At 60.8% G+C, this 26,454-nt stretch carries 26 protein-coding genes; 12 read left to right on the plus strand and 14 right to left on the minus strand.

Annotated features, from left to right (window positions below; translation table 11 throughout):
• The first annotated feature begins 790 nt into the window (after nt 1-790).
• A complete protein-coding gene (locus AB4097_RS19325; RefSeq protein ID WP_442042539.1) occupies nt 791-1,192 on the plus strand; it encodes a hypothetical protein in 402 nt (133 codons plus the stop codon).
• 1,161 nt (nt 1,193-2,353) lie between these two features.
• Complete coding sequence (locus AB4097_RS19330; protein WP_442042541.1) at nt 2,354-3,916, plus strand: DUF6538 domain-containing protein; 1,563 nt, start codon at nt 2,354-2,356, stop codon at nt 3,914-3,916.
• Here AB4097_RS19330 and AB4097_RS19335 read toward each other — a convergent pair.
• Nucleotides 3,902-4,846, minus strand: a complete 945-nt coding sequence (locus tag AB4097_RS19335) for a hypothetical protein (protein ID WP_442042543.1) — start codon at nt 4,844-4,846, stop codon at nt 3,902-3,904. The genes AB4097_RS19330 and AB4097_RS19335 overlap by 15 nt on opposite strands.
• A gap of 46 nt (nt 4,847-4,892) precedes the next feature.
• Nucleotides 4,893-5,147: a helix-turn-helix domain-containing protein gene (locus AB4097_RS19340; RefSeq protein WP_442042545.1), complete on the minus strand. Its 255-nt coding sequence runs from the start codon at nt 5,145-5,147 to the stop codon at nt 4,893-4,895.
• A 92-nt stretch (nt 5,148-5,239) separates the two neighbouring features.
• On the opposite strand from AB4097_RS19340, the gene AB4097_RS19345 reads away from it, so the two are divergent.
• The 6 genes from AB4097_RS19345 (at nt 5,240) to AB4097_RS19370 (ending at nt 9,545) form a co-directional block, all read left to right on the plus strand.
• Nucleotides 5,240-6,070 carry a hypothetical protein gene (locus tag AB4097_RS19345; protein WP_442042547.1) on the plus strand — a complete coding sequence of 277 codons (831 nt, stop codon included), beginning with the start codon at nt 5,240-5,242 and terminating at the stop codon, nt 6,068-6,070.
• A gap of 355 nt (nt 6,071-6,425) precedes the next feature.
• Nucleotides 6,426-7,469 carry a PGN_0703 family putative restriction endonuclease gene (locus AB4097_RS19350; protein ID WP_442042549.1) on the plus strand — a complete coding sequence of 348 codons (1,044 nt, stop codon included), beginning with the start codon at nt 6,426-6,428 and terminating at the stop codon, nt 7,467-7,469.
• A 40-nt stretch (nt 7,470-7,509) separates the two neighbouring features.
• On the plus strand, nt 7,510-8,025 hold the full coding sequence (locus AB4097_RS19355; RefSeq protein WP_442042551.1) for a hypothetical protein: 516 nt from the start codon (nt 7,510-7,512) through the stop codon (nt 8,023-8,025).
• A 248-nt stretch (nt 8,026-8,273) separates the two neighbouring features.
• Entirely contained in the window at nt 8,274-8,576 is a 303-nt protein-coding gene (locus AB4097_RS19360; RefSeq protein ID WP_442042553.1) for an antibiotic biosynthesis monooxygenase family protein, read from the plus strand.
• A 5-nt stretch (nt 8,577-8,581) separates the two neighbouring features.
• Nucleotides 8,582-9,274 carry a helix-turn-helix transcriptional regulator gene (locus tag AB4097_RS19365; RefSeq protein ID WP_442042555.1) on the plus strand — a complete coding sequence of 231 codons (693 nt, stop codon included), beginning with the start codon at nt 8,582-8,584 and terminating at the stop codon, nt 9,272-9,274.
• On the plus strand, nt 9,267-9,545 hold the full coding sequence (locus AB4097_RS19370; RefSeq protein WP_442042557.1) for a TfoX/Sxy family protein: 279 nt from the start codon (nt 9,267-9,269) through the stop codon (nt 9,543-9,545). The genes AB4097_RS19365 and AB4097_RS19370 overlap by 8 nt, the downstream gene beginning before the upstream one ends.
• Nucleotides 9,546-10,015: 470 nt before the next feature.
• Here the strand turns inward: AB4097_RS19370 and AB4097_RS19375 are convergent, their stop codons facing one another.
• The 7 genes from AB4097_RS19375 to aldA form a co-directional block, all read right to left on the minus strand.
• Nucleotides 10,016-11,704, minus strand: coding sequence for a GMC family oxidoreductase (locus AB4097_RS19375; RefSeq protein ID WP_442042559.1), 1,689 nt, complete (start codon nt 11,702-11,704; stop codon nt 10,016-10,018).
• Between the two features lie 11 nt (nt 11,705-11,715).
• On the minus strand, nt 11,716-12,804 hold the full coding sequence (locus tag AB4097_RS19380) for a mandelate racemase/muconate lactonizing enzyme family protein (protein ID WP_442042561.1): 1,089 nt from the start codon (nt 12,802-12,804) through the stop codon (nt 11,716-11,718).
• 43 nt (nt 12,805-12,847) lie between these two features.
• Entirely contained in the window at nt 12,848-13,822 is a 975-nt protein-coding gene (locus AB4097_RS19385) for an ABC transporter permease (RefSeq protein ID WP_442042563.1), read from the minus strand.
• A gap of 8 nt (nt 13,823-13,830) precedes the next feature.
• Nucleotides 13,831-14,832, minus strand: a complete 1,002-nt coding sequence (locus AB4097_RS19390) for an ABC transporter permease (protein WP_442042565.1) — start codon at nt 14,830-14,832, stop codon at nt 13,831-13,833.
• Entirely contained in the window at nt 14,825-16,354 is a 1,530-nt protein-coding gene (locus AB4097_RS19395) for a sugar ABC transporter ATP-binding protein (RefSeq protein ID WP_442042567.1), read from the minus strand. Before AB4097_RS19395 ends, AB4097_RS19390 begins: the two co-directional genes overlap by 8 nt.
• Before the next feature lie 69 nt (nt 16,355-16,423).
• Nucleotides 16,424-17,401, minus strand: a complete 978-nt coding sequence (locus AB4097_RS19400) for an ABC transporter substrate-binding protein (RefSeq protein WP_442042569.1) — start codon at nt 17,399-17,401, stop codon at nt 16,424-16,426.
• A 79-nt stretch (nt 17,402-17,480) separates the two neighbouring features.
• Nucleotides 17,481-18,953, minus strand: a complete 1,473-nt coding sequence (aldA, locus tag AB4097_RS19405) for an aldehyde dehydrogenase (protein ID WP_442042571.1) — start codon at nt 18,951-18,953, stop codon at nt 17,481-17,483.
• A gap of 345 nt (nt 18,954-19,298) precedes the next feature.
• Between aldA and AB4097_RS19410 the strand changes: the two genes are divergently transcribed.
• The 4 genes from AB4097_RS19410 (at nt 19,299) to AB4097_RS19425 (ending at nt 24,737) form a co-directional block, all read left to right on the plus strand.
• On the plus strand, nt 19,299-20,060 hold the full coding sequence (locus AB4097_RS19410; RefSeq protein ID WP_442042573.1) for an FCD domain-containing protein: 762 nt from the start codon (nt 19,299-19,301) through the stop codon (nt 20,058-20,060).
• 280 nt (nt 20,061-20,340) lie between these two features.
• Nucleotides 20,341-21,546: an HlyD family secretion protein gene (locus tag AB4097_RS19415; protein ID WP_442042575.1), complete on the plus strand. Its 1,206-nt coding sequence runs from the start codon at nt 20,341-20,343 to the stop codon at nt 21,544-21,546.
• The gene (locus AB4097_RS19420) at nt 21,547-23,523 is read left to right on the plus strand and encodes a glycosyltransferase (RefSeq protein ID WP_442042577.1); all 1,977 of its coding nucleotides are present in this window, start codon (nt 21,547-21,549) and stop codon (nt 23,521-23,523) included.
• 101 nt (nt 23,524-23,624) lie between these two features.
• Nucleotides 23,625-24,737 (plus strand): cache domain-containing protein, encoded by a 1,113-nt coding sequence (locus tag AB4097_RS19425; RefSeq protein WP_442042579.1) that lies wholly within the window; start codon nt 23,625-23,627, stop codon nt 24,735-24,737.
• 160 nt (nt 24,738-24,897) lie between these two features.
• On the opposite strand, the gene rpsU is transcribed toward AB4097_RS19425, so the two are convergent.
• The 5 genes from rpsU to AB4097_RS19450 all read right to left on the minus strand — a co-directional run bounded on the left by rpsU (nt 24,898) and on the right by AB4097_RS19450 (nt 26,427).
• Nucleotides 24,898-25,200, minus strand: coding sequence for a 30S ribosomal protein S21 (gene rpsU, locus AB4097_RS19430; RefSeq protein ID WP_442042581.1), 303 nt, complete (start codon nt 25,198-25,200; stop codon nt 24,898-24,900).
• An 80-nt stretch (nt 25,201-25,280) separates the two neighbouring features.
• The gene (locus tag AB4097_RS19435) at nt 25,281-25,475 is read right to left on the minus strand and encodes a hypothetical protein (RefSeq protein ID WP_442042583.1); all 195 of its coding nucleotides are present in this window, start codon (nt 25,473-25,475) and stop codon (nt 25,281-25,283) included.
• Nucleotides 25,476-25,518: 43 nt separating this feature from the next.
• Nucleotides 25,519-25,866 carry a DUF6481 family protein gene (locus AB4097_RS19440; RefSeq protein WP_442042585.1) on the minus strand — a complete coding sequence of 116 codons (348 nt, stop codon included), beginning with the start codon at nt 25,864-25,866 and terminating at the stop codon, nt 25,519-25,521.
• A 45-nt stretch (nt 25,867-25,911) separates the two neighbouring features.
• A complete protein-coding gene (locus AB4097_RS19445; RefSeq protein WP_442042587.1) occupies nt 25,912-26,133 on the minus strand; it encodes a hypothetical protein in 222 nt (73 codons plus the stop codon).
• 84 nt (nt 26,134-26,217) lie between these two features.
• Complete coding sequence (locus AB4097_RS19450) at nt 26,218-26,427, minus strand: cold-shock protein (protein WP_114943546.1); 210 nt, start codon at nt 26,425-26,427, stop codon at nt 26,218-26,220.
• Nucleotides 26,428-26,454: the final 27 nt, after the last annotated feature.

The raw sequence follows: 26,454 nt of genomic DNA on the forward strand, positions 1-26,454 counted from the left end.
ACCCGCGGCACGCCATGAGCCAATGGGAAATACGGTGAGATCCGCGCCATCTGGCGCTCGCTCAGAAGAAACAGATCACCCATCAGCACCTCCATCGCAGAGGCACTGAATCACTCCTCAGACCAAATTAATAGGTCCTGAGCCTAGGCTTCGTCTTAGGTCCCCCTTTGGGTCCCATCTTAGGTTCACCTTGGGTCCCATCGGAGAGCGGGTCCCCTTTTTAGGGTCCCATCCAACCAAGCAAAGCATAAGCCCCCCCCACTGACCTCTAAGACGAAGGTAACGGTTATTGGGTATCCTATAGCTGTATGTATCTAATAGAGGTGGATGTGAGTCAGTAATTGCTATGTGATTAGTTGCGGCTACTACGTACTTGCGGCCATATTTCTGCCAATCTATAGACCGTTCACCGCCGTAATTAACACAAAGGGGTTGGCGCATGATTGTAGGGGCATACGGAATTACTGACTTCTTAATCTATGAGCGTGAAACGAAGATAGCTATCGAAGCAAACACAGCGAGGGCGTTAGATTTTCTCAGGAGGTCCAAACACGAGATACACGAAGGAAAAGCCATCCTGCTTAATGACGAGGATTGCTATGAAGCCTTCGACGCAATCGACGCTGTGGGCTTCTCAACGATGACTCAGTGATACCTTGGGAGGCCCCGCAAACTTGGGGCCTTCTCTGCTTCAAGCGTCCCTTGATTAGCAATAGGGGTAATCGCACGTCGCAAGCTTGACTATTTCCCTATCGGGTTTTCACATAAATGAAGGGCAAGGGGAACGGCAATGAAAGCAGTGATTTGGGCGACCGTAGGATTTCTTCTCGTATCTGGTGGCACCGCGAACGCCGATAAGATCAATTTGATCTGTGATGGTAAGTACAGCGACTACGACAGAGGATTCGAGAGAAACATAGCCGGTAATCAGTTTGAAGTGGGCATTGCGGGCAGATACGTAGATGCTAATCCGTCTGACCGGGCAAATGTACGAGATTACGAAATCGTTGATATTACCAACCACGATATTGTCTTTTACGCTCCGTATAAGGCCGATGAGAAAACGGTTATTGGCCGCATCGACGGATACATAGATCGCTTTACTGGTAGTCTGACGATCCTCGGTAAGATTGGGGACAAATTATCTTACAGGCTAGACTACCGTTGCCGTACCGCTGTGCAGCAGTTTTGAAGCCGCCGCCGTCGAAACTGGACGAGATTTGCTCGGAATATGGGGGGGGGCTGAGGCTTCCGCAGGAGCTTCGTGAATTGAAGCGCTCGCCCACCATAACGGATTCTCTAGGGGCTACACGGGAACGGCGAGGCTTTGCATTGGGACAAATGCGGAACGGATTCTCGTAGTGGCATCCGTTACTTAGCCAGTTTTCCACATTCTTAACACTTCTCCACTATATGTAGTTGGAACCATGAAGCGCGACACAAGTTCTTGACGATAAAGGGCTTCCAAAATTAGATAGCCGTTGTTCGGCAGTTGAAAAAGATTAGTGATTCGGAGGCTCTAGAAGAAGAAAGCGCGGTTCCAAGGGTTAAGATAGAAAAAGCAAGGTATCTCCAAAGCTGCGGCTGCTCTTTTTATTCGAGCTTCGGCAGCCGCTGAAGGATAGTTGGCAAGAGCCACTATCAACCTCAAGGAGAATACCGTTGAAACCCCTATCTTGTCCGATTGAAATGCCTGTCAGCGTCACCGACTATCGGCGCTATAGGCTAGGAAAGTGGGAATACGTGCGATCTCACTGCCGAGGGATGCCTAAGCGATAGCCTAAGCACCCCTCGTAGTGCGCAGTCTGGTTGAGGATCAAAGGTTGGTCGCCTTCCTCACCCGGACACCTAAAGGGGGCGAGAGATCGTCCCCTTTTTCTTTGCTCCGCACGGAGCGAAACTGACTGAACAATGCGATAAGCACGTCCATTCTATTCGGTTCCCCCGCACATTGACCTATCAACTGAATGTTGACAAGCGGGCAACAGGGGGAGTCCTCGCGGCTGTTTGCGGCCGTGCAAGAACCCTAAATCCAACCAGCTTTACAGGCCGTTAAGGTCCATATTGGTGATTGAGGCTTAGTGGACAAGGCTGCAAACAAGCCTCCAAATGCCGCTGGCGTCAAAGGCTAGGGGTGTCTCGCTATCGAATTACAGGGCACTTGACCGGTGGACAAAACCGGTGGACAAAGAGCTACCGGCAGACCAAAAAAGCCAATAATTTCAATGACAGCGCAGGTGGGGCGGTGAGTCCTCTCCTGGGCACCATCAACCCCTTAAGTGGTTGATCCGCAAACGAATCCAGGTAAATCAAGGCTGAGAGACTGCCCGAGTGGTACAAACGGGTGGTACAAATGGCCCTTTCTATGTCGCGTCCCTGGAAGCATCCCAAGACCGGAATCTACTGGCTTCGCAGAGGCGTCCCCGACGACTTGCGACCCATCATCGGCAAGCGGGAAATCAAGCTCAGTCTCAAGACCAAAGACCCCGAGACGGCGAAGCAGGAGCACCTCAAGGCTCTGACTGAGCTGGAGGCGCAATGGAAGAATCTGCGCGCTGGTCCCAAACCTCTCTCCGAGCGGGAGGCCCATGAGCTGGCCCAGGCGGTTCACGATACTTGGCTGACTGCCTACCGGGACAATCCAAGCCAGCAGACCTCCTGGAACACCGACATCGGCGGCGACCTCTGGAAACCCTCATCCTTCGACCTCGGCACACCTCTCGAAGTGCGCCTGATGGGCGACCCTGCGCGTGGTGAGCACCGCGCCCACGAGTTCCTATGCCGGGAAGAAACGAAAACCCTTGCTCAAGCCCAGGGCCTCATCTTGGACGAGGAGAGCCAGGAGCGTCTGGCGAAAGCCATCGGTGCGGCGATCCAGCGGGCCTGCCTCAAGCTCGCTCAGTTCGCCAAGGGCGACTATGGCCAGGATGCTTTCGTCCCTGCATCGAGTGCGCCGATCATCGTTCCCTCGGCGTCTTCTCGGATCGCCCACAAACCTGTCAGCTTTGACGATCTCGTGAAAGGCTGGTCAGCCGAGAAGCGTCCCGCCGAAAAGACCGTCTATGAGTGGAAGCGGGTGCTCAAGGAGTTGAAGGCTTTCCTCAAACATGACGATGCTGCCAGGATCACCGCTCAGGATCTGGTGAGCTGGAAGAACACCCTCATTGCGGCGAACCTTCGACCCAAGACAATCCGGGACGCGAAGCTCGCGCCTGTCCGCGCCATCCTCCGCTGGGCCGTCGATAACCATCACCTCAAGGAAAACCCTGCCGAGCGGATCGTCATCGACGTGAAGACGAAGGCTGGCGAGCGCAAGCGCAGCTACCAGGATGAGGAAGCGAAGATCGTCCTGAAGGCGGCTCTGGCCGAAACCAATCCGGTTCGCCGTTGGGTGCCTTGGCTCTGCGCCTATTCGGGAGCCCGCGTCTCGGAAATCTGCCAGCTCCGCGCCGAGGACATTGTGAAGGTCGAGGGTATCGACTGCATGAAGATCGACCCGGACGCCGGATCTCTCAAGACCCTCAGCTCCGAGCGCATCGTCCCGCTCCACCCTGCCATCATCGAGAGCGGCTTCCTCGATTACGTCCGCACGGTCAAATCCGGCCCTCTCTTCCCGAAACTGTCCCCGGACAAGTTCGGGAAGCGCGGAGGCAACGGCACCAAGGTCATCGGTCGCTGGGTCCGCTCCCTCGACCTGAAGGACACCCGGCTCTCCCCCAACCATTCCTGGCGCCACCGCTTCAAGACCCTGGGCCGCAGGCACGGCCTGGCACCCGATATCGTAGACGCTCTCGTCGGACACCAGCGCAGGACCGTGGGCGATGGGTATGGGGAATTTCCGGTTGAGGCGCTGCTGAGGGAGCTGAAGAAGGTGCCGGAACTCGAAGTTCGAGAACTACAGTCAAAAAAACCTTAGGAACGTATGGAGGCCCTGCAAATCTCCGCGTCTTATATAATCTCTGATCGACCGGCCCGCATACCAAGCCGAGTCTCCATAAAGCTGGTCTGTGGCAAACAAACTGGTTGGGCGGTTTGTCTTGTATTGCCAGTGTTCCACTTCCTTGGTGTTCAAACTTTGCGTTGCCCCGGCTCGCTTGCCGATAATCCTGCCCTGCGGCTTCAGCTCGATTTCTGCTTTGTCAGCCAAACGAACTAAGCGACCTTCCCCGTCTCGGACCCATGCGTCTGGGTCTAACCCCTTCATCATGTAACGGAACCAGTGCCACTGGGCGTCTAACGCTTCCTCATTCCGGCACTGTAGATCGACACTTCCATTAGGAAGCGTCGGTACATCCAGCAAGTCGCATATGGTCCTCTCCAGCCATGGACGGAAACCGCGCTCCCGCTTGTCGTAGCCCTTTCTCCTCTTATCGGGACCTCGACGAGTAGGAGGCAGGTGAAAAAGAAGATGGCAGTTCAAAATGTCCGATGGATTTTCCCAGACATAGATGCCGTGCCAACCGAGTTGGTTATCCCTCATCCACCATTGGGTTCTGCTGCGTAGAGCGCTGAAGTGGTTGGACGCTGATTTTCTGTCGCATCCAAGCATGTTCCAGTTAATGGACAAGAGATTCGTCAAGGAAATCCCGTCAAAATTCGCATTAACGATGGCGGTATAGAGCTTCTTGAAATCCTCAGCAGTGAGGAAGTCTCTGTCAGCCAACGGCTGAATTGAGCGGGTTGTCTGTGAATTCGCCAGTCTCTGTTGTGTCGCCCGAAAGCCAGGAAGCCACTCCTCGAACTCCTCTTTCAGGCTCATATCACGACAGAGTATGGGCTCTCGCTCAGCTCTGGACATTTCAGCGAGTTCTTTCAGGAAATCCAGATAGCTATCTTCCCGATCCATGCCGTAGACCTCTCTTCACTGCCATACAGCTTAGTGAGTAAGAGAGTTACTTCAAGTCAGCCTCGGCTGTATTCCGGACGATCTGGACGGCCTCCAGCGGATCAAGCCCAATCGCCTCGCATAGATCCAGAAATTCGACTAAGTCGATACGCCTGCCGCCACTTTCAATGCTGGCAATCTGAGACTGGAACTTACCAAGTTTCTCAGCCACTTGTCCCTGGGTCAGCTTGGCCTTGAGGCGAGCCTCCACGATTAAAGAGACTAAGCGACGGTAGCGGGCAGTATGTGTGGATTTTCCCATTGCTCGGCCGAATGGATCTTGACCGAGCAATCAGGTAAACGCTTAAGCTGATTACCAGAAAATCTGATAATATGATTTACAGGGGCGAGTCTATGGGCACTCTTTTCATGAAGTCAAAGCTAGCGGCTGCAATAACCCTAGCCTCGGCCCTCTTCGCCCCACTCGCAACGGCAGCTCCAAGCAAGCGTATGGATGAGCTCACGATGCTGGCCTCGCGGGACTGCCTATTCATTGATGCGGACCTCCTCAAGCAGCGTTACAAGCTCTTGCAGGACACTCAGTCAGCGGACGGCTACCGCATGCGGTCCTATGAAATAAACCAAGAGACCACAATCCATCTTGCCACACGGCCAACTGATCAAATCTGTCTCGTGATTGGGTCGCCGTACGATGAGACCGTTCACGAAACCATACGTAAGCGCAGCTCTATGAGTGCGTACTATTCCGATATCGAAACGGACACAGACGCGAACGGTCAAACGACGGCACTGAAACTAGCTAATAGACCTGTAGGCGACGCATGGCTCCTCATCAAACATTCCAAGGAGAAAGACTACGTCTCGATAGGGTACATGTTCAAAAATCCCGAAGGGTCTGATGCCGCGAAACAAGGGTCTGGCAGTGGCCAGTCTCCAACGCAGGGTGAAGCGCCTAAGGACTCTTCGAATCTTCTCGATCAGATGCGCTCGGGCAAGCGGAGTAATCTAGCAATGCGCTGCTGGTTCTCGGGCGAGAATCCCATGCTAGTGATTGTCACTGACAAAGTCGTACTACTGGATGCTTACCCAGTGACAAAATTCGAGCTTCAGGATGAAGAACTCGCATTCGAAATACACGGGATCAAGTTCTACTTCAATTTCAAGGAAGAGACGGGCTTAATCGACAAGCTAGGCATCAGGGAAAAATCAATAGCCTGCGAATGACCGGTGCCAAACCGCCTTCCTCCCTCATGAAAGGTTTCCGAAAAATTTTCGGGTCTGACCTAGAAAATTAAACAGAGTAAGTAACATGGGGATGTGGCACTATATGGGAATTAAGCTACGCGGAAACACAGTTTTTCAAACACCTCATCCGCTGGAAAGATAAATATACTAAGAGATAACAATCTCTCTGAGCTTCAAGTGGAAACGGCCAGCAACACAAACCCTCTTCTCTCTCTGCGCCTGGGGGCAGTGTGACTATAAAGCGGGCCGCTCAGGCACCGCAGCTTTCAGACTCCGATCCTGTTACCTTCGAAGACCCTCATCCGAATAGGGAACTGAAAACGGAGTCTTCCCTATGAACGATGTCAGTCTCGTCCCACTCGACCGTTTACCCCTCATCCCCGAACAGATCCTTCGCGCCCATCACGTCGCCGAACCCTACGACGACCGTTTCCGATCTTGCGCTAGGCTCTTGCAGGCGCTCTGGCGCGAGGACAAAGGCCTTCCGCTCGGCACCTACATCTCATCGGAAGGCAAGCGTAAGAAGTTGGGCTCTCGCATTACGGCAGCAGCCGGTCTTGCCGGAGCAAACTTCCTCTCACCCTCTATCGCGCACCTGACCCACAAAGAGGTCGCATACCGGGAAATTGGAGCCCTCATCGACGAGGACCGGCTCTGGACCAACCTGCTCTCATCCATGCCTCTGACCTTCAACCTGCTCGGGCCCCTGAGCCTCGACCTGGCACTTGCAACCCGCACAATCCAGAACCTCATCCCGGACCTTCACGATGCCAAGGTACGCGCCGTCTGGTTCGAGCATTCCCCTGGACGAGGATCTGCAACCTTCACAAATGACGGGACCGCTTTCGACGCCCTCATCATCTATGAAAGAGCGAGCGGCCAGACCGGCTTCATCGCCATCGAGATCAAATACGCGGAAACCATGCAGGAGCCTGTCCCTCGAATGAGGCCACGCTACGATGATCTTGCCTCCTCATCCGGGCTCTTCATCGACCCTGAAAGCCAGGCTCTCCGAACCAACCCTCTGCAACAGCTCTGGCGCGAGCATCTCCTGGCCCACTCTATGCTCGCCAACAAGCTCTATGACGAAGGACGCCTCATCGTCATTGGCCCAGACCTCAATTACCAGGTCCAGAACGCCATCGGAGGCTACCGCTGTCAGCTCAACCAGCTAACCGACCGGCATGCAGGCTTTGACGGCTTCACTCTGGAACAGGTCATCGAAGCCATGGCAAGCGCTGGCGAAGCTGAACATGCAAGGGCTCTCTATCGCCGTTACTGCGATTGGCACCTCATCGACGGTGAAATTGAACTCAGCCTCACAAAGCTGACTGAGGCCAGAACGAAGCCCGAGAGTGCTCCAAGAGCGGCTGCCTAAAGCGCTCACGCAATAAAACTCAAACCTCCTTGAGGACCAAATGGAACTTCACAGCCCAAAACAATCTTCCACCCTCATCTCAGCAGCGCTGTTTGGACTGGCGCTTTGTCTTGGCCTCCCTGCGGAAGCGGCCTCTTCAAATTCACCTCCCAAGGTAGGGGCGGCTGAAAAGGCAGATGGACAGTGGCCCTACCCTGAGCCCGCGCAGCCAGGAGCCACAGGCTATGTGCCTGACTATACGGACTATAAGCGCCCTGATGAGCAGGCAGACATCGAAGCCTATCTGCTCTGGCGGGCGACGAACCCGAAGGCCCGTAAGTCCGAAGCGAAATTCTGGCTGTCCGAGTATGAGCGTTTCATGGCGGAGAGCCGGGGCGAGGCTCGTAAGGACGTTCAGGCAGAATTCATCAGCGACTTCATCCACCATGTGATCGGGCCGATCCGCTCAGGACACCGCACACCGCCGTTCTTCGATAACGACTACACGGACTGCTGGATCTTCTTCATCAATCGGAATGGTCAGCGCGATCTCCACGCAGGCAACTGTAAGCAGTAAGCTACATCTATCAGGGCTCCGCCTCAGGCCAAGGCGGAGCTAAAGCCCAGGAGGGTCGCGTTAGACGAATCATCTACTCTAACACATTGAAATATAATACATAAATTTCTGAGAGCCCCGAACTTTCATGGCACAGTCCTTAAGTTTGGTGGTCAGAATACCTTTGGCCTTGCGGCAACTGACATAACGGTGTCAGTTGGGTTGTCCTATCGGTGCGGGCCTTAACAACCCGCACAAGGAAAACAACCATGACTTCCCGTGTCCTTGAGACCGTAACCTTCGCTCTCCTTCCCGGCACCAACGAAACCGCATTTCTCCAAGCTGCTGAGGATGCTGGTGCCGTTGCAAAGGCAATGCCCGGCTTCATCGCAAGACGCTTGGTGAAAACCCAAGATAGCACCTGGATAGACTTAGTCGAATGGCAGGATGCCGCTAGCGCCAAGCATGCCGCAGAGACATTCCACACCGTTCCCGCAGCACAACCTTTCTGCGGGATGATCGATATGGCATCCGCGAAGATGGCTCATCACACCATAACCGTATCCAGCTAACACCCATGCGCCGGGCGGATCGACTCTTCGACATAGTGCAGATGCTCCGAGGCGGACGGTTGCGAACCGCGCAGGAGATCGCCGACCAGCTCGAAGTGTCGGTCCGCACTGTTTACCGGGATATTGATGCCCTGGTTGCCTCGGGCGTTCCCATCGAAGGTGAACGCGGTATCGGGTACGTGATCCGCGTGCCGTTCCTCCTGCCGCCGCTCACGTTTTCTGCCACGGAATTGCAGGCGCTCCAGCTTGGCATCCGATTCGTACTGGCCTGGGGCGATGGTGAGCTAGCCAGCGCGGCGCAGGAAGCCTTGGTCAAGATCAAGGCGGTACTGCCCAACGACCGCCAGGATGAATTGGAGCGGCGTGAGCTGCGCACGTATGCCATGCGCCTTACGGACACCGAGAAGGACATGCTCGGCCTGCTGCGGAAAGCGGTTCGGGGGCGGCAGAAGGTCCGGCTGTCATATGAAGGCAGCAGCGGTGACAAAACTGACCGGCTGGTCCGTCCATTGAGCTTGGAAGCCTGGGGGCATGCTTGGACGCTGACTGCTTGGTGCGAAACGCGGTCTGATTTTCGAGCATTTCGGATTGACCGCATTCGGTCCCTGACGGTCATGGATGAAGTCTTTCGACCGGAGCCTGGCCGAACGCTTGACGATTATCACGCGCGATTACGGAGAGAAGGCTGGAATGTCTGACAATGCTGGAAACCGTCCTATCCACCTCCTTCCTGGCCTTGGTCCGGTAACGGCCCGCTGGCTCGCGGAGATCGATGTTCGGACCGAAGCTGATCTCCGGTCGCTTGGGGCCGTTGCCGTCTACTGCCGTCTGAAACACTGGAATCCGAGGGGCGTGAACCTCAATGCGCTCTGGGGTCTACATAGCGCTATAAGCGGTGTGCCATGGAATCAGATCGACACCGAAACGAAAGCTCAACTACTCGCTGAGATAGGTGAAGGTCGCCGCTAAGCTTCGCTACTCACGCTCGACGGTAGTCCAAGGAGGTGGTACAAACGCCTCCAGTAGGCAGTCCTCAAAAGCCTTATTTTACCTCGGTTGCAGGCCCGTAAGAGACAATCCTCTCCTGGGCACCATCCTTTCTTAGGATCGGCATTTAAAATCAGCACATTAGGTCCGGAGTGATGGCGCTCGTGGTGATGCACGGGTGATCCATACGTCGGGCCTTTTTGCTTTTGGGCTTCAGCATCTCAGCTGGAAGGCAGGGGGCACCGACGCGTTTCCAAGGGTCGTCGAACTGCACATCCCGTATCGTCGCCGCAGACCGGCATGATCGTTCGCCTCCGTCAGCACCACGCAGGAGGGGCTGCGCCCGCGCAGAGCGCGCCGGCACGCGAGTCCAACAGATATTCCCGGGGCGTCTTCACCTTCTTAAGGGCCCGATCGAACGTGATCATGTCTCGGGGACGCTCGAAGGACCTTCAGCTCAAACTGGCGACGCTCATGTCGCCCTGTTCGGACAGGCGCGGGCCGAATTGGGACGTGCTCGTCGTGGCGCGGCCCGTGAGGAGTTCGGCGCAGCGGCTTCCCAGCATCATGGCGGGGGCATTGGTGTTGCCCGCATTGATATTGGGCATGGCCGAAAGGTCGCAGACGCGCAGGTTCTCGATGCCGCGCACCCGAAGCCTGGAATCGAGCACGGCCATCGGATCGCTGGCCGTCCCCATCCGGCACGTGCCGCTCGGGTGATAGTTCGTTTTCACGAAGCGGCGACAATGCTTCATGATCGCCTCGTCGCTGAGATCGGTCGGATCGGGGATGGAGATACGCTCGATCCGCTCCTTCAAGGGGGTTGTCCGGAAGGCGCGAATGAAGAAACGCTGGCCGTCGATCATCGCCCGGGCATCATCGGGATGTTTGAGCAGATTAGGCGAGACGAGCGGCATGTCGTCCGGGTTGCCGGAGCGCAGGCGGACATAGCCGCGCGATTTCGGCTTCACCACCACGGTCGTGATCGTCAGTCCATAGGTGTCGTCGACAAGGCCGAGCGTATCGCGGTCGAGATAGATGATCGGCACGCAGAAGGCCTGGATCGTGGGTTCCGCGTTCGGGTCGGCCGGATTGACGAAGGCACCGGCCTCGACGCCGGCCGAGAGGATCGGGCCCGATCCGAAGAGCCGGAAATGAAGGCCGTTGAGCAGCATCCGCCAACCCACGCCCTGCTTGTAATAGCCGTAGGGTCCGTTCGCCTTGGCGATGAGTGGCACTTCCGGATGATCGATCAGGTTCTCGCCGATGCCGGGCAGGTCGGCAATGCAGGCGATCCCGTGCTCCCGCAGTTGATCGGCGGGTCCGATTCCGGACAGCATCAGGAGCTGCGGCGTGACGAGCGCACCGGACGCGACGATCACTTCGCCGTCCGCGAAGACCTTGTGGTCGGCGCCGTGGGCGTCGCGATAGGTGACACCCACCGCACGCCCGTTCTCGATCTCGATCCTGCGCACCCGCGACCGGAGCCGGATGACGAGGTTCGGGTTGTCCGCGAGCGGGGCCAGGAAGGCATAGGCGGCACTGCTGCGCCTGCCGCGCCGGTTCATGAACTGATAGAACCCGACACCTCTTTGCGTCGGTCCGTTGAAGTCCGGGTTGAGCGGCTCGCCCAAAGCCTGGATGGCCTGGACGAACCAGCGGGACATGTCGTTGATGTGCCCCGGATCGGAGACGAGCAGCGGGCCGTCGGCGCCATGCAGCTCGTTGTAGAACCTGTTGTTGCCCTCCATGGTGCGAAAGTGGGGCAGGACGTCGGCCCAGCTCCAGCCGGGATAATCGTTCTCCCCGTGCAGCATCTCATGCCACTCGTCGTAATCGGATGGACGGCCGCGCATATAGACCTGCGCGTTGACCGAGGAGCCGCCGCCAAGAACGTTGGCCTGCGGAATATCGTGGATCCGCCCATCCAGATGCTCCTGCGGGACCGTGTGGTGATACCGCATGTATTTGCTGCCGTTGATCATCTTGAAGATGCCGGGCGGCATGTCCAGGAGCGGATGACGGTGGGAATAACCGCCTTCGAGCAGCAGCACGCGCCTGCCTTCATTCACCAGCCGCGCGGCGGCTACGGATCCCGAAGAGCCGCCGCCGACGATGATGTAGTCGAAACGCTCTGTCATGGTTTCACCTGTTACGCCCTGATCGTTTCGAGGCCCTTCCAGTCGAACGCGATGCCGTGGCCCGGCCGGTCCGGCGCCAGAGCAAAGCCCTCCTGAATCGTGAGAGGCTCGGCGATGTAGCGTTCGAGCCCGAAACCATGGGCTTCGAGGTAGGAGCGGTTCGGGCAGGCGGCGAGGAGATGGACGGTCACGTCATGTGCGCCATGGCTCGTCACCGGCATGTTGAAGGCCTCAGCCAGATGGGCGATTTTCATGAACGGGGTCACGCCGCCGCAATTGGTGACGTCCGGCTCCGGATAGGTCACGCCGCCGCCGGCCACGTAGAGCTTGAACTCCCAGAGTGTGCGCAGATTTTCGCCCGCCGCGATCGGCAGCCCGCCCTCGCGCACGATGCGGGCGTGGCCTGCCGGATCGTCGGGAATGGTCGGCTCCTCGAGCCAGGTGAGGTCGAAGGGCTGAAGGGCCCTCGCGGCGCGGATCGCGCCGTCGACGCTCCACTTCATGTTGGCGTCCACCATCAGTGGGAAGCCCTCGCCCAGATGCTCGCGCATCGCCCGCACGCGGTCCACATCCTCGAACAGGTTGGCGCGGCCCACCTTCATCTTGATGGCGCGGAAGCCCTTGCCGAGATTGTCGTCCGTCTGGCGCAGGAGCTTGTCGAGAGGCAGCTCGAGATCGATACCGCCCGCATAGCAGGGCACATTGGCGTCATATCCGCCGAGGGCCTTCCAGAGCGGCAGGTTAGCGCGCTTCGCCTTGAGGTCCCACAGGGCCATATCGAAGGCCGAGAGCGCCAGGACAGTCGGGCCGCCACGGCCGCCGTAGTGGAGCGCCCACCAGGCTTTGTGCCAGAGGCGCTCGATCTCGTCGGCCTCCTCGCCGTCCATGATCTCGGGCAACTCGCGGGCGAGGATCGTGTCGATGGCGGCGCCGTTGCGCCCGACCGTGAAGGTATAGCCGACACCCTCCGCCCCGTCGGCATCGCGGATGCGCACGGTGTTGAGCTCAAAAGCCCGCATCTCGCCGTGCATGGAATCGGTCAGAACGCTCGGCAGCGGGATGCGGTAGAAGCCGGGTTCGATGGAGGTGATCCGGGGCATGGACGTCCTTCGTTCGCTTAAGTGTCGAATACGGTGCCGGCCCTCACGCGGGCTCCTCGGTGCGCATGCTCAGACGCGCCTGGATGGCGACGACGAGCAACAGGAACGCGCCACGGATCACGGATTGCCAATAGGCGGAGAGACTGATCCAGCCGAGGCCGTTCTCGAAATTGAGAATGTTGAAGATGAGACCCAGCAGGAGCACGCCGGCGAGAGTCGATCCGACGGAGCCGACGCCGCCCGTGAGCAGTGTGCCGCCCACGACGACGGCCGCGATGGCGAAGAGTTCCCAGCCGACGCCCTCGATGGGCTGGCCCGCGCCGAACTGGGCCGCGAGGATCACGCCCGCAAGACCCGCGAGACCGCCGCTTGCCAGATATACGAGCGCCTTCACCCGGTTCGCGGGCAGGCCCATGAGCCGTGCCGCATCCTCGTTCCCGCCGATGGCCAGGACGGTACGGCCGAAGGAGGTCAGATTGAGGATGAGAGAGCCGAGGAGGTAGGCGATCAGCGCGATCCAGGCCGGAATGGGAAAGCCGAGGAAATCCCCCTGGCCAAGTTCGGTGAAGCCCGATTCATACGAGACCGAGACGGATTGGTTCTCCGCCAGCAGCAGCGCGCATCCGCTCGCCGCCAGCATGGTGGCGAGCGTCGTGATGAAGGGCAGGATGTTGAGCCGGGTGATGATAAGCGCATTGCAGGCGCCGATTGCCAGCCCCGCGGCCAGTCCGCCGAGGAGGCCCGGCAGGATTCCATAGGGGGAGAGCATGGCGGAGACGACGCTGCCGAGCGCTGCCGTGGACCCGACCGAGAGGTCGATGCCGCCCGTGATGATGACGAAGCACATTCCCAGCGCGACCAGCGCGAACATGCTGTTGTAGCGCAGGACCGACAGCACGTTGAAGGTGCCGAGGAAGTTGTCGTACCGAAGCCAGCCGAACACGATGAGCGCCAGGAGCGCGAGAAGAACCCCGTAGCGGCCGATGCCCTGAAACAGCTTGAGGGAGGTGGAATTCATCGGCGACCTCAGCGATGGCTCTGACGCTGCAGCCAGACGGCCAGAACGATGATGACGGCTTTCGCCACGAGAGCGGCCGCATCCGGAACGCCGTTGGCGAGAAGCGTGTAGCGGACGAGCTGGATGATGAGGGCGCCGACGAGCGTGCCGATCACCGTCGCCCGCCCGCCGGTGAGCAGCGTGCCGCCCACGGCCACGGCCGCGATGGCATCGAGCTCCATGCCGAGGCCGACGAGATTGGCGTCGGCGGCGGAGTTGCGGGCGATCACGATGAGACCGGCGATCCCGGACAGAAGCCCGCTGATCATATAGACCCGCTGCTTCACGGAGGTGACGGGGATGCCGGCGAGCCGGGCCGCGCGTTCGTTGCCGCCGATCGCCAGGATCTGCCTGCCGAACACGGTTCGCCGGAGCATCCAGGCGGCGAATGCGACGACGACGATCATCAGGATGGCCTGGAAGGGAACGCCGAAGACGCGTCCGAGGCCGATGAACTGAAAACTCGGCAGGTTGAAGACCTGAAGATTGCCGTTGGTGAAGACCTGGGCGATGCCACGCCCGGCAATGAAGAGCACGAGCGTCGCGATGATCGGCTGGATCCGCAGGCGCGTCACCAGCCACCCGTTGAACCAGCCGAGCGCTCCCGTCACGAGAACCGGCAGGACGAAGGCAAGCGCGATGCCGACGGCCGGGTGGGGCAGGGGAAAGAGCTTGCCGAGAAAGATCAGCGGCGCCAGCGCTCCGGCAATCGCCATGAGGGCGCCGACGGACAGATCGATGCCACCGGTGGCGATCACGAGGGTCATGCCGACCCCGACGATCACGATGGTGCAGACCTGGGTCAGGTTGACGTTGAGCGTCTGCCAGGTGGCGAAGTTCGGTGTGATGGCGAGGTTGACCAGGATCAGGAGAGCCAGGGCGATCCAGGCCCCATGGCGCGTCAGCAGGGTCCTGAGATCGAGGCGGGGAGCCCTTTGCGCCGACGGGACCGTCGTGGCGGTTTCAGCCATGAGCGGCCTCCTGGGCGCTCTCATGTCCGTGAGCCATGGCGGCCATGACGCTCTGCTCGGTCACGGCCTCGCCCTTCAGTTCCGCGGCCGTGTGGCCGTCGCGGAGAACGAAGATGCGGCTTGCGGCCTCCACCACCTCCTCCAGTTCCGAGGAAATCATCAGAACACCGAGACCCTGACCGGCCAGCTCCCGGATCAGGCCGAGGATTTCGGCCTTGGCGCCCACGTCGATGCCGCGCGTCGGCTCGTCGAGGATGAGAAGTTTGGGATTCATGCAAAGCCAGCGCGCCAGCAGCACCTTCTGCTGGTTGCCGCCCGAGAGTTCACGGATCCGCTGTTCCGGCCCCGAGCAGCGAATCCCTAAGCGCTTGATGAAGCGGGCTACGATCTCGCGGCTGCGGGCCTCGTCCACGATGCCGCGTCGTGCCAAGTGCGGCATGAGGGCCAGCGTGAGGTTCTCGCGCACCGACATGTCGGGGATGATGCCGTCGAGCTTGCGGTCTTCCGAGCAGAAGCCCATGCCGGCCCGGATGGCGTCGGACGGGGTGGCGATGGCGTTCTCCTGTCCGGCGAAAACGATCGTCCCGGAATCCGGCCGGTCGGCTCCGTAGACTGCGCGAACCGATTCCGTCCGGCCTGCCCCGAGCAAGCCGGCGAGCCCAACGATCTCGCCGGAGCGAACCTCGAAGCCGACATCGTGGACCTTGCGCCCGACGGCGAGATTGCGGACCGTCAGAACCGTCTTGCGACCATCGACTTCCGATGAATCCGCATCGTGCGGTTCCTGCAGAACCTGGGTGAGTTCGCGTCCCAGCATGGAGGTGACGAGATCGAGCCGCGACAGCTGGTTCATCGGGGCGACCTGCACGGTGCGGCCGTCGCGCATGATGGTGACGCAGTCGCAGACGGCGTAGAGCTCGTCGAGCTTGTGGCTGACGAAGATCACCGAGACGCCGGCCGCCTTGAGCTGGCGGATGACGCCGAACAGGACGTCGACCTCGCGCTCATCCAGGGAGGAGGTGGGCTCGTCCATGATGACGAGCTTGGCATCGAACCCGATCGCGCGGGCGATGGCGACCATCTGCTGCACGGCGGTCGGATAGACCATGAGCGGGCGATGCACGTCGATGTCGATGTTGAAGCGTGCAAGGAGGGCGCGTGCTTCCGCATGCATGGCAGGCCAGTCGAGAAGGCCGAAACGGCGCTTCTCCCGGCCGAGGCAGATGTTCTCGGTCACGGACCGGTAGGGGACCAGGTTGATCTCCTGGTAGATCGTGCTGATGCCGGCACGCTGAGCTTCCTGCGGGGATGAGAACGCGACGGGGTTTCCGTCGAACAGAATCTCGCCGGCATCCTTCCTGTAGTAGCCGGTCAGGATCTTGATCATGGTCGACTTGCCGGCGCCGTTCTGGCCGATCAGCGCATGAACCTCGCCTTTCTCGACCACGAGATCGGCTGCGCGCAGGGCTGGAATGCCGGCGAAGCGCTTGTCGATGCCGTGCATGGTGAGGAGCGGCGCCATGAAAGTTCCGATTGTCCGTTCAGCCAAGCGAAAAGGCGCTGCCCGCATCGTCAGGCAGCGCCTTGGCGTTCAGTATGCGTCGCCGATGAGCTGGGCCGCGTTCGACTTGTCAAAGAAGCGGTCGGTGTTCACCACCCAGGGCTGGATCTGCTCGCCCTTGGCATAGCGAGCCAAGGTCTCGAAGGCCTTCGGCCCGAACTTCGGATTGCACTCGACGGTCGCGAGCATCTTGCCGTCGACGATGGCCTGCAGCGCATCGCGCGTGCCGTCGACGGAGACGACGATCACGTCCTTGCCGGGCTTCTTGCCGGCGGCCTCGAGAGCCGCGATCGCGCCGATCGCCATCTCGTCGTTATGCGCATAGATGGCCGTTGCATCGGGATGGGCCTGCAGCAGCGTCTCGGCGACCTGACGGCCCTTGTCGCGGGCGAAGTCGCCGGACTGGGACGCCACGATCTTCATGCCGGGCTGGGCCTTGATGTAATCCTCGAAGCCCTTGCGGCGGTCGTTGGCCGGCGAGGAGCCCGTGGTGCCCTCGAGCTGGATGATCGTGGCCTTGCCGTCCACCGCCTTGGTCAGGGCCTCGGCCGCGCGCTTGCCTTCGTCGACGAAGTCAGAGCCGATGAAGGTGACGTAGTCCCGGCCCGCCTTGGCGAGGCTCTGGTCCACGTTGCGGTCGAGCAGGACGACCGGAATGCCTGCCTTCTTGGCTGCCATCACGGCCGGAATGAGCGGCTTCTCCTCGCGCGGGGCGAGGAAGATCAGGTCGACACCCTGGGCGATCATCGAGTTGACGTCGGCGACCTGCTTGGCGGCGGAGCCGGCAGCATCCGTGTAGACGAGCTGATGCCCGAGCTTCGCGGCTTCGGCCTTCATGCTCTCCGTCTGGGCGATGCGCCAGGGGTTGTTCGACTCGGTCTGCGCGAAGCCGACCTTGTACTTGTCCTTCTGCTTCAGTTTAGGCAGTTCCTGCGCCGACACGCCGCCAAGGCCGAGACCAAGGGCCGCCACACTGGTGGCGAGTGCAAGGAATGTTCTTCTCAGCATCGTTTTCCTCCATGATGATTTTCGCCCCTTTGCCGGGGTTCTTTCGTGTATTGCCGCAGCCGTTCAGGGCTGCGGGGCGTCACCAACGGACATACGTGGTCTGCTTTCGCAGGTAGCCGTCGAAACCGTATTTGCCGTCCTCGCCGCCGAGGCCCGAATGCTTCCAGCCCGTGTGGAAGCCCTGGACGAGCTCGCCGCAGGGGCGGTTGACGTAGAGCTCGCCGAACGAAAGCTCGCGCGACAGGCGCATGACCCGGCGCAGGTCGTTCGTGTAGACGTAAGCCGACAGGCCGTAGCTCGTGTCGTTCGCGAAGGTGAGCGCCTGCTCGAAGCTGTCGACCGTCATCACCGGCGCCACGGGGCCGAAGATCTCCCGCTGCATCACCGGCGCCCGGTTGCTGTCGACCCGTAGCACGGTCGGTTCGAACCAGTGGCCGCGGGCGAACTCGCCTTCCGTCAGCCGGTGTCCGCCGGCGAGCACCTCGGCGCCCGCCGCCATCGCCTCGTTGACGATCTCCTCGACCTTGTCGACCTCGGGCCGGTTCACCTTCGGCCCCATGTCCGGATTGGTCATGGGATCGGCGAGCTTCAGGGCCTTCACCCGCGCGACGAACTTGTCGAGAAAGGGCTCGGCAATGGCCTTGTGCAGATACATGCGCTCGTTGCAGGTGCAGACCTGGCCGCAATTCGTGAAACGCGAGATGATCGCGGCCTCGACGGCCGCGTCGATATCGGCATCGTCAAGGACGATGAACGGCGCCTTGCCGCCCAGTTCCAGCCGCACGACCTTCAGATCCTGCGCACCTGCGGTGTAGATCTCCCGCCCCGCCCGGACGCTGCCCGTCATGGTGATGAGATCGCTCAGGGGCGAGCGCACGAGGGCATCGCCGACGGTGCGCCCGTCGCCAGTGACCACGTTGAGCACGCCTTTCGGCAGCCCGACCTCATGGGCGAGCCGGGCGATCTCGATGGCCGACAGGGGGGTGGATTCATGTCCCTTCACCACGATGGTGTTGCCGGCGACAAGAGCAGGACCGATCTTGCGGGCCGCCAAGGCCGCCGGGTAGTTCCAGGCCGTCAGGCCGACGACCACGCCGAAGGGCAAGCGGCGGATCCAGACGTCCTCGTTTGGATGGTCGGACGGCAGAAGATCGCCTTCGATGCGCCGCGCGTTCTCGGCCGCGTAGGTGAGGAACGTCACGACGGCGTCGATCTCACCCTCGGCCTGGTTCAGGGGCTTTCCCTGTTCGAGCACCACGATGCGGGCAAGATGCGCCTTGTCCCGTTTCACCGCTGCTGCGAGGTCGGAGATGTAGCCTGCCCGCACGATGGGCGGGAGAGCGGCCCAGGCTGGCTGGGCGCGCTTGGCGGCTTCGAGGGCGGCCGTCGCGTCGTTCACCGATCCGACGGGAACGGTCGCGAAAACCGATTCGTTGGCCGGATTCTCCACCTCCAGGCGTCCAGGCGCCTGACCGTCGGTCCAGGCTCCATCGATATACATCTGGTAGTGAACCACGCTGTCCGCGTGACGGGTCAGGGTCGAAGCCGTCATCGCAGGCTCCCGTTGAAAAAGGCTCCCTGAAGGGGAGCGGGGGAGCTTGGCTCGTTCGTGCCTGCAAATGGCGTCACTCGTGTTTCCTCCGAGCTTGCTCAGGCTGAGCAACGTCACACCAAGCGTCGGTTTCCGATCTGTTTGGTATGACCGAAGCTAGGATGGAGCAGGGGAATATTGACTGTCAAGGAGATATTATTGCGCTTAGACAGCCCTAAAAGCCTCCGTTATCCCGGTTGCTGCGCTGCAGACTGGAATTTGGTCGGACCATATGTTAGCCGATTCAGATAGGTCTCCACTTTTGAGAGGCCTGTCGACGCGGGTAGTCTGGTGAGGGAGTTGGTCATGGGGCCTGGGATTGAGATGCTCAGCAGGGATCCAGCCGGACGTCGCTCGGATGCGGTTGCGCAGGATCTCATGCGGATCATCCAGGCCGGCGATCTTCAGGAGGGCGATCGCCTGCCCGCCGAGCGGGAGTTGATGCAGCGCTATGGCGTGAGCCGGTCGGCGGTCAGGGAGGCCATCGTGTCGCTGGCCAATCGCGGGCTTGTCACGACCCGCCTGGGACATCGCCCCATCGTAAGCAAGCCCGATTACGAGATCGCGATCGACAAGGTCGGCAATCTCGTCGGGCACCTCGTGGTGGATCGCAACGGGGTCTGGAACCTGTTCGAGTCCCGCATCTTCCTCGAAGCGGCGTTGGCCCGGTGGGCGGCCGGACATGCCCGGCGTGACGACATCGAAGAGCTCCGGGCCGCACTGGAAGCCAATCGGCAGGCGATCGGCAACTCATCTCAGTTCGACGAAACCGACGCCGCCTTCCATGCGGTCCTCTATCGGATCCCGGGCAATCCGATTTATCCCGCCGTGCACAAAGCCTATGTGGAATGGCTCATCCAGCACTGGCGTTCCATGAAGCGCGGGGCCGATATCGACCAGATGAACTATGCCGGGCACGAAGCCATCTTCGATGCCATCGCGGCGCGCGATCCGGACAGCGCGGAGGAGGCGCTGCGTCGCCACCTCGTCGCAGCGTGGGAATTCGTGCGGTCAACATTCCCGAGCACAAAATACGTCAGCGGTGAACGACTGACCGACGGTGCTTGATCACCACAGCTGCGTCACACCGATAGCCTCTGTAAGGGGAACCTTGCCCCGAGCATGTTCCTTCGGTCCGCTGAACAGAGCGCATCGTCGCACCCGCAGTCCAACATAGAGGGTTTCTAAAATACCCCTTTCGGGGCAGCCTAGCGGAAACTAACTGCCAGGCTGAGACTTATGTCTTCGACCTGCCTCCTCGCCTGAACACGGGTTTGCGTCTTCGTCGGAGCCAGGGGCAAAAGTTAGTGTCGCCTCTTTGTCTCAGGTCCCGATCGAGCTCTAACCTATGAAATTCGTTCGTATCCTCTTGGGGTTACTCCTGCTCCTTGGGGGGCTTTATGTCGTTGTCGGTGAGTACCTTTCGGGGACCAGCGCCGATGCCACGATCAATGCCCGCACCACCGTGCTCCGGGCACCCATTCAAGGGCTGGCCGAGTTCTCCGTGCGCAGCATCGGAGCCCACGTCTCGCCCGAAGAGGCGGTGGTGCGCATCACCGACAACCAGTTCGACGATGCCCGCCTGATCGACCTGGAACGAACCCGCTCCACACTCGAGGCGGACCTCACCCGGCTCCGCGCCCAGACCTCGGCGGTGGACGAGGCCCGCAAGGTCCTGGACACCCAAGCCAAGAGCTATCAGGAAGGGCGGGTGCGCCAGATTCGATCCCGCATCGCCGAGGCGCAGACGGCCGTGAACTCCGCGGAGGCTCGGTTCCGCGAGGCGGACAGCGCCCTGGACCGGACCAAGGAGCTGAACTCCCGTGGCGTTCAGACCGCCATCACCCTGGACCGTGCCCAGGCTCAGTACGACGTCGCGAAACAGGATATAGCCAGCACCCGCGAGCGCATCACTTATCTCAACGCGGAACTCTCCTCGGCCCAGAACGGAGTCTTCATCGGACATTCGTACAACGATGCGCCGTTCTCGATTCAACGCATCCGGGAATTCGACCTCCGGTTGGCCGAGCTCAAGGCGGAGGCCGACAATGTGAGCCACCGCCTGAATCTGGTCTCGACGCAGATCGCGGCCGAGCGGGTGCGGGTCAACCGCCTGACCTCGGCGGAACTCTCGGTACAGAACCCGGGCATCGTCTGGAACTTCCTCGCCAGCAGCGGCGAGCACGTCAATCAGGGGCAGGATCTTGTCCGCTTCGTGGATTGCTCCGCCGTCATGGTCACGGCCAGCGTGAGCGAGCGGGTCTATTCCACCCTCCGCGTCGGCATGCCGGCTCAGTTCCGGTTTATCGGCGGCGACCGGGTCATGCAGGGAACCATCACACGCCTCGGCGGATCGGGGGCGGCGGGCCTCTACAGCACGCTCGCCATTGGCCCGAGCCCCGAGCACCTGACCCGGTTCGACGTCGCCCTGAGCATTCCGGAGCTCGCGGGAGACCCGGACCTGTCATGCGCCGTCGGCCGCACGGGCCGCGTGGTGTTCATCGACGGGCCACTCGCCGGCATCCGGCAGCGACTGACGGATTTCGGCCTCTAGATGCTCCTCCTCGACCAATCCCTGTCGAGCCTCGCGGGTCTGGCCATCGTGATCGGCCTGGCCCTGCTGCTGCTGCCGCTGGCGACGCAGAAGAGCACCTGGATGCGCGTCCTGCTGCTCGGCCTGACGACCCTGCTGGGCTGGCGCTACATGATCTGGCGGATCACGGAAACGGTGCCGCCGGCAGTCGACGGACTCACCTTCGATGTCATTGCCGGGTGGATCTTCGTGGCGATCGAAGCCCTGGCTCTCCTGTCATCGACCACGGCCTATCTGTTCCTCACCCGTCGGAAGGACCGGCATGAGGAGGCGGACAGGAACATCGCATGGTGGGGCAGCACTCCGCCGCGCGTCGACCTCTACATTGCCACCTACAACGAGGAGGTGGAGGTTCTCGAGCGCACGCTGGCCGGTGCGCAGGCGAGCGACTATCCGAACCTGCGCGTCTTCGTGCTCGACGACGGGCGCCGGGAATGGCTGACCGAGTTGTGCCGCCGCTATGGTGCCGAGCACAGGACGCGGCCCACCAACGAGCACGCAAAGGCCGGCAACATCAACTACACGCTGACGCAGCGCCTCAAGGATGAGGACGCTCCCGACTTCGTCGCCGTCCTCGACGCGGATTTCGTGCCGCACCGCAATTTCGTGCGCCGGGTCGTCGCCCTGTTCCACGATCCGAAGGTCGGCCTCGTCCAGACGCCGCAGCACTTCTTCAATCCCGATCCGATCCAGCACAATCTCTACATCGCCTCCGCCTATCCGGACGAGCAGCGCTTCTTCTTCGAACATCTGGAGCCTGCCCGCGACGCATGGGGCATCGCGGTGTGCTGCGGAACGTCCTCGATGGTGCGCGCTTCGGCATTGCGCCAGATCGGCGGCCTGCCGACGCAGAGCGTCACGGAGGATTTCCTTCTGACCATCCGTCTCGACAGCCACGGCTACCGGACGGTCTACCTCAACGAAGCCCTGACCGAAGGCCTCGCCCCGGAAGGACTGCACGAATATGTCGTCCAGCGCGGGCGATGGTGCCTGGGCATGATGGAGATCGTGCGCAACGTCTACAATCCCTTCGGCGCCAACGGATTGCGCTTCATGCAGCGCCTGAGCCTCATCGACTCGGCCATGTTCTGGACGACGACGTTTCCGTTCCGCCTCATCGCGCTCGTCGGCCCGCTGCTCTACTGGTACTTCGGCATCATCGTCGTGAACGCCTCGCTGACGGATGTCGTCTCGTACTATCTCCCGTATTACGCGGCCGTTCTGATCACGCTCAACTGGATCTCCAACGGCATGATCTGGCCCGTGCTCAACGACGTATCCCAGCTCATCGCCGCATGGCCCATCACACGCGCAGTGGGTATGGGGCTGTTGACCAAAGGACCGCATAAGTTCCGCGTCACGGCAAAGGGCGGCGACCGGACGAAGACGATCGTTCAATGGCCGATGATGAAGCCCTTCGCGATCCTCTTCGGCCTCACGGTTTTGGGAATTCTCCTGCCCCTGATCTTCCCGGATCATTTCAGCCACGTGTTCAAGGCCGGAGATGGCATCCGGATCATCCTGTTCTGGACGATCTACAATCTGATCGTGCTTGCCATCACCATGCTGGTCTGCGTCGAGCGGCCTCGCGTCAACCGCCCTCAGCGCGAGAACGTGGAGCTGGCCACAATCGCCGTCGGGACGCAAAGACTTCCCTCCTGGGTGCTCGAACTCGGGATCGATCATGCCCGCGTCCGCGGTCTGGCCGGGCTGGCCCTGGGTGCCCTGGGGACGATCACTCTTGCGGATGTGGGCGATGTCGCCATCCGCATCTCGAGCGAAACCAATGACGGCTATCGCCTGTCCCTGCGTCCGACGCCGGAGCAGCGCGACGGGATCCTGCGCAAGCTTCATACGGCGGATGCGAGGCCGGGCGTCGGGCGGGGCGACCTTCCCGAGATGGTCAGAGGCTGGATGCGCAGCCTGGCGTCGCGCTAGAGCATCTTTTGCGTGAAAAGATGCAGCAAGCGCAGGAGAGAGCTGATGCCATGCACGTGGGAACAGCTTTAGGCACAAGACAGGAGGGCGCACGAATGCGCATGGGGATCAGAACACTCGTCTTCGTCGTCGGCGCCTTGCTGATGCTCGTGCCGGCCATTGTGGCCGGCACCATGTTCACGAATGCGATGCAGCGCCGCGCGGAGGTCGCCAACAGCGCGCGTCTACGGCTTCTCGGCGAGATCGTTGCCGACCAGCTCGGGCGGCGCATGCACGAGCTCTGGCAGGACGTCGAGGGAATGGCGCGCGTCGTTCGCGTGGACGACCCTGAGGAAGTCCGCCGCCAGTTCACCCTTCTGAGCCAAGTGGATCGACGTTATACCTGGATCGGTGTAGCCGATGTGCAGGGAAAGGTCCTCGCCGCCTCGCAGGGCATGCTGGAGGGTGCGAGCGTTGCCGAGAGGCCGTGGTTCCGCCGGGGCCTCGACGGTCCGGCCGCCGTCGACGTGCATGAGGCGGTCCTTCTGGCAAAACTTCTCCCCGCCACGCAGGAGCCGCGTCGTTTCGTCGATTTCTCTGCCCCGATCAGGAATGAACAGGGCGCCGTGGTCGGCGTCATCGGAGCGCATTTCGACTGGAACATGGTCAGGGACATCATCCAGGCGGTGAGAGGACAGGGAGTCGACGTTCTTCTCGTCTCCCGGGACCGGGCGGTCCTCTCGGGGCCGCCTGAGCTTAAGGAAACTAGATTGTCCGAAGGGTCGGCCGTCGCCGCAAGCCAGGGCACGTCGATTTCGCTTCGCGAACGGTGGCAGGACGGCAAGGACTACCTGACGGCCGTCATTCCCTCGATCCGGTTCAAGGATATGCCGAGCTTCGGCTGGGGCCTCATCGTGCGTGCGGACCTGAACACGGTGCTCGATCCCACGAGAGCCATTGCGCAGGCCTTCTGGAGGATGCTCGGCGCCGGTGCGCTGGTCGGCCTCGTCCTGCTCTACCTGTTCTCGGTGTGGCTCGCCAAGCCGCTCCGTCGGCTCGTCGCAACGGCTGAGGTGCTTGCCAGCGGCCGCACGGACCAGCCGCCGCATGACGAGACCCGCTACGAGGAAGCTGCCCGCCTGAGTGCCGCCCTCGTGCGGCTTCAGACCTTCTCGGTGAGGCCCTACCAGCCGGCTCTGGCGGCAAAGGGTAAGTCGTCGAAAGCCGCACCCTGACGTTCATGCCGAGTGGCGGACAGGCTCGTGGACTGTTTCTGTGAGTTCTCGGATGGTGGTCGCTGGATCGCCTCGAGCATGGCGAAGGCAGGGGCGCCCGATCGATGCTGCGCCGCCTGCCGCCTGAGAACAGGTCTTCGTCTCTGCTGATCCGCTTCCGCTAGATCTTCGTCTCTGTCGCTTCAGTGCGTGGACTCGGATTGGACGCCGCCACGGGCTTGCGCGGTCCGGAGAAACGGGGCTTCGGCTTGGGAGCTGCGATCAATCCTTCCCGGATCGCCTGCTTGCGGGCCAGCTTGCGGCTACGGCGCACGGCTTCGGCTTTCTCACGGGTCTTGCGCTCAGAAGGCTTCTCGTAGGACTTGCGCGCCTTCATCTCGCGAAAGATGCCTTCCCGCTGCATCTTCTTCTTGAGAACTCTCAAAGCCTGATCGACATTGTTGTCGCGCACTAGAACTTGCAATGGATGTCCATTCTCGATTGGTGGGTTTCATTTCACCGCGGCATAGCCTGGCGGGTCGGTTAAGACGCGATCCGGAAGAGCTATGTGCCGCGGATCTCGCTTTCACGAACGGCTCTCTCGACCGCTCCTGACTTGATCCTGTACGAGACTTCTCCGGTCTGGTCAGCCGGCATCAGCCGTATAACCTCGTAAATGCTGGCTCCCCCTGCTCGGGCGTCGGAGAATCCCGGCTGGGCCAGGCGAACCATCTGTCGGACCTTGAACTTGTGAGACATCACTCAATCTCCTCGCAGTGGGGGTGATCAGGATCGGACTTGATTACTTCCGTGCCTTGCGGGCGGCGTAACGAGCATCACGGGCAGCCTTGCGTTCCGCCTCGTGCTTGGCATCGCTCGCTTCCTTTTCGGCTGCCGCGCGTTGTTCCTGCGCCGCCTGGTCGGCTGCTTGAGCGTCACGGGTCCTGGCGAGATGAGCCTCCTCGGCCAGACGCTTTGCCTCTCGCTCGGCGACGCGAACATCGCGTGCCGCGCTCACGGCAGCGCGCGCGGCACGCCGTTCGGAAACAGCCGGGTCGTCCGGTCCGGGCCGCTGACTGAACTTTGCCAGCATGGCCTGCTTCGCGCTTTGGGAAGCCTGCAGTCGCTCGCCGAAATCTTTGTGCTTCATGTCACCTGTCAATCTTATGAAATCCGCCAAGACTGTCCGCTATCGTTATCGGACACGTCGAATGCTGGTGATGTTGCCTTCAGGAAGAGTTCCCTGTTCCTGCCGGGCTCGTGCCATCACTTCGACAGAGCGTGCATTGGCGGCCTTCTCCAGATCGTCTATCCAGAGATAGGCTCGGCGTGCATCGTCGTAGTCGACGACGAACATCACCGATTTGGCGGGAGTTTTTCGAAACGTATACATCGCTTCAGCACCCAATTTGGCCATTGGATCATGGCGTGTTGAAAGAAAAAGCCGCTCCGCCGGGGAGCGGCTTCGGAGGCGGCACCTATGGCGTGCGCCGTATCATTCTCAGTCTGCTTGAATGTTGTTGACGGCGACCTTGCCGGAGCGGCGGTCCTCGGCGGTGTCGAAGGAGACCTTCTGGCCTTCGCGCAGACCGCGGATGCCGGCGCGCTCGAGCGCGGTGGCGTGGACGAACACGTCCTTGCTGCCATCGTCCGGCTGGATGAAGCCGAAGCCCTTTTGATCGTTGTAGAATTTCACGGTGCCCGAAATCATGGGAATATCCTTGGTTAGGCTAGCTAT

Origin of the sequence: Microvirga sp. 2MCAF35 (assembly GCF_052115545.1) — a bacterium.
Lineage (GTDB): Bacteria > Pseudomonadota > Alphaproteobacteria > Rhizobiales > Beijerinckiaceae > Microvirga.

Bases quoted from the DNA above. Each gene is read 5' to 3' on its own strand.
- AB4097_RS19325 (WP_442042539.1), top strand. From the start codon at position 791: ATGAAAGCAGTGATTTGGGCGACCGTAGGATTTCTTCTCGTATCTGGT.
- AB4097_RS19330 (WP_442042541.1), top strand. From the start codon at position 2,354: ATGGCCCTTTCTATGTCGCGTCCCTGGAAGCATCCCAAGACCGGAATC.
- AB4097_RS19335 (WP_442042543.1), bottom strand. From the start codon at position 4,846: ATGGATCGGGAAGATAGCTATCTGGATTTCCTGAAAGAACTCGCTGAA.
- AB4097_RS19340 (WP_442042545.1), bottom strand. From the start codon at position 5,147: ATGGGAAAATCCACACATACTGCCCGCTACCGTCGCTTAGTCTCTTTA.
- AB4097_RS19345 (WP_442042547.1), top strand. From the start codon at position 5,240: ATGGGCACTCTTTTCATGAAGTCAAAGCTAGCGGCTGCAATAACCCTA.
- AB4097_RS19350 (WP_442042549.1), top strand. From the start codon at position 6,426: ATGAACGATGTCAGTCTCGTCCCACTCGACCGTTTACCCCTCATCCCC.
- AB4097_RS19355 (WP_442042551.1), top strand. From the start codon at position 7,510: ATGGAACTTCACAGCCCAAAACAATCTTCCACCCTCATCTCAGCAGCG.
- AB4097_RS19360 (WP_442042553.1), top strand. From the start codon at position 8,274: ATGACTTCCCGTGTCCTTGAGACCGTAACCTTCGCTCTCCTTCCCGGC.
- AB4097_RS19365 (WP_442042555.1), top strand. From the start codon at position 8,582: ATGCGCCGGGCGGATCGACTCTTCGACATAGTGCAGATGCTCCGAGGC.
- AB4097_RS19370 (WP_442042557.1), top strand. From the start codon at position 9,267: ATGTCTGACAATGCTGGAAACCGTCCTATCCACCTCCTTCCTGGCCTT.
- AB4097_RS19375 (WP_442042559.1), bottom strand. From the start codon at position 11,704: ATGACAGAGCGTTTCGACTACATCATCGTCGGCGGCGGCTCTTCGGGA.
- AB4097_RS19380 (WP_442042561.1), bottom strand. From the start codon at position 12,804: ATGCCCCGGATCACCTCCATCGAACCCGGCTTCTACCGCATCCCGCTG.
- AB4097_RS19385 (WP_442042563.1), bottom strand. From the start codon at position 13,822: ATGAATTCCACCTCCCTCAAGCTGTTTCAGGGCATCGGCCGCTACGGG.
- AB4097_RS19390 (WP_442042565.1), bottom strand. From the start codon at position 14,832: ATGGCTGAAACCGCCACGACGGTCCCGTCGGCGCAAAGGGCTCCCCGC.
- AB4097_RS19395 (WP_442042567.1), bottom strand. From the start codon at position 16,354: ATGGCGCCGCTCCTCACCATGCACGGCATCGACAAGCGCTTCGCCGGC.
- AB4097_RS19400 (WP_442042569.1), bottom strand. From the start codon at position 17,401: ATGCTGAGAAGAACATTCCTTGCACTCGCCACCAGTGTGGCGGCCCTT.
- aldA (WP_442042571.1), bottom strand. From the start codon at position 18,953: ATGACGGCTTCGACCCTGACCCGTCACGCGGACAGCGTGGTTCACTAC.
- AB4097_RS19410 (WP_442042573.1), top strand. From the start codon at position 19,299: ATGGGGCCTGGGATTGAGATGCTCAGCAGGGATCCAGCCGGACGTCGC.
- AB4097_RS19415 (WP_442042575.1), top strand. From the start codon at position 20,341: ATGAAATTCGTTCGTATCCTCTTGGGGTTACTCCTGCTCCTTGGGGGG.
- AB4097_RS19420 (WP_442042577.1), top strand. From the start codon at position 21,547: ATGCTCCTCCTCGACCAATCCCTGTCGAGCCTCGCGGGTCTGGCCATC.
- AB4097_RS19425 (WP_442042579.1), top strand. From the start codon at position 23,625: ATGGGGATCAGAACACTCGTCTTCGTCGTCGGCGCCTTGCTGATGCTC.
- AB4097_RS19435 (WP_442042583.1), bottom strand. From the start codon at position 25,475: ATGTCTCACAAGTTCAAGGTCCGACAGATGGTTCGCCTGGCCCAGCCG.
- AB4097_RS19440 (WP_442042585.1), bottom strand. From the start codon at position 25,866: ATGAAGCACAAAGATTTCGGCGAGCGACTGCAGGCTTCCCAAAGCGCG.
- AB4097_RS19445 (WP_442042587.1), bottom strand. From the start codon at position 26,133: ATGGCCAAATTGGGTGCTGAAGCGATGTATACGTTTCGAAAAACTCCC.
- AB4097_RS19450 (WP_114943546.1), bottom strand. From the start codon at position 26,427: ATGATTTCGGGCACCGTGAAATTCTACAACGATCAAAAGGGCTTCGGC.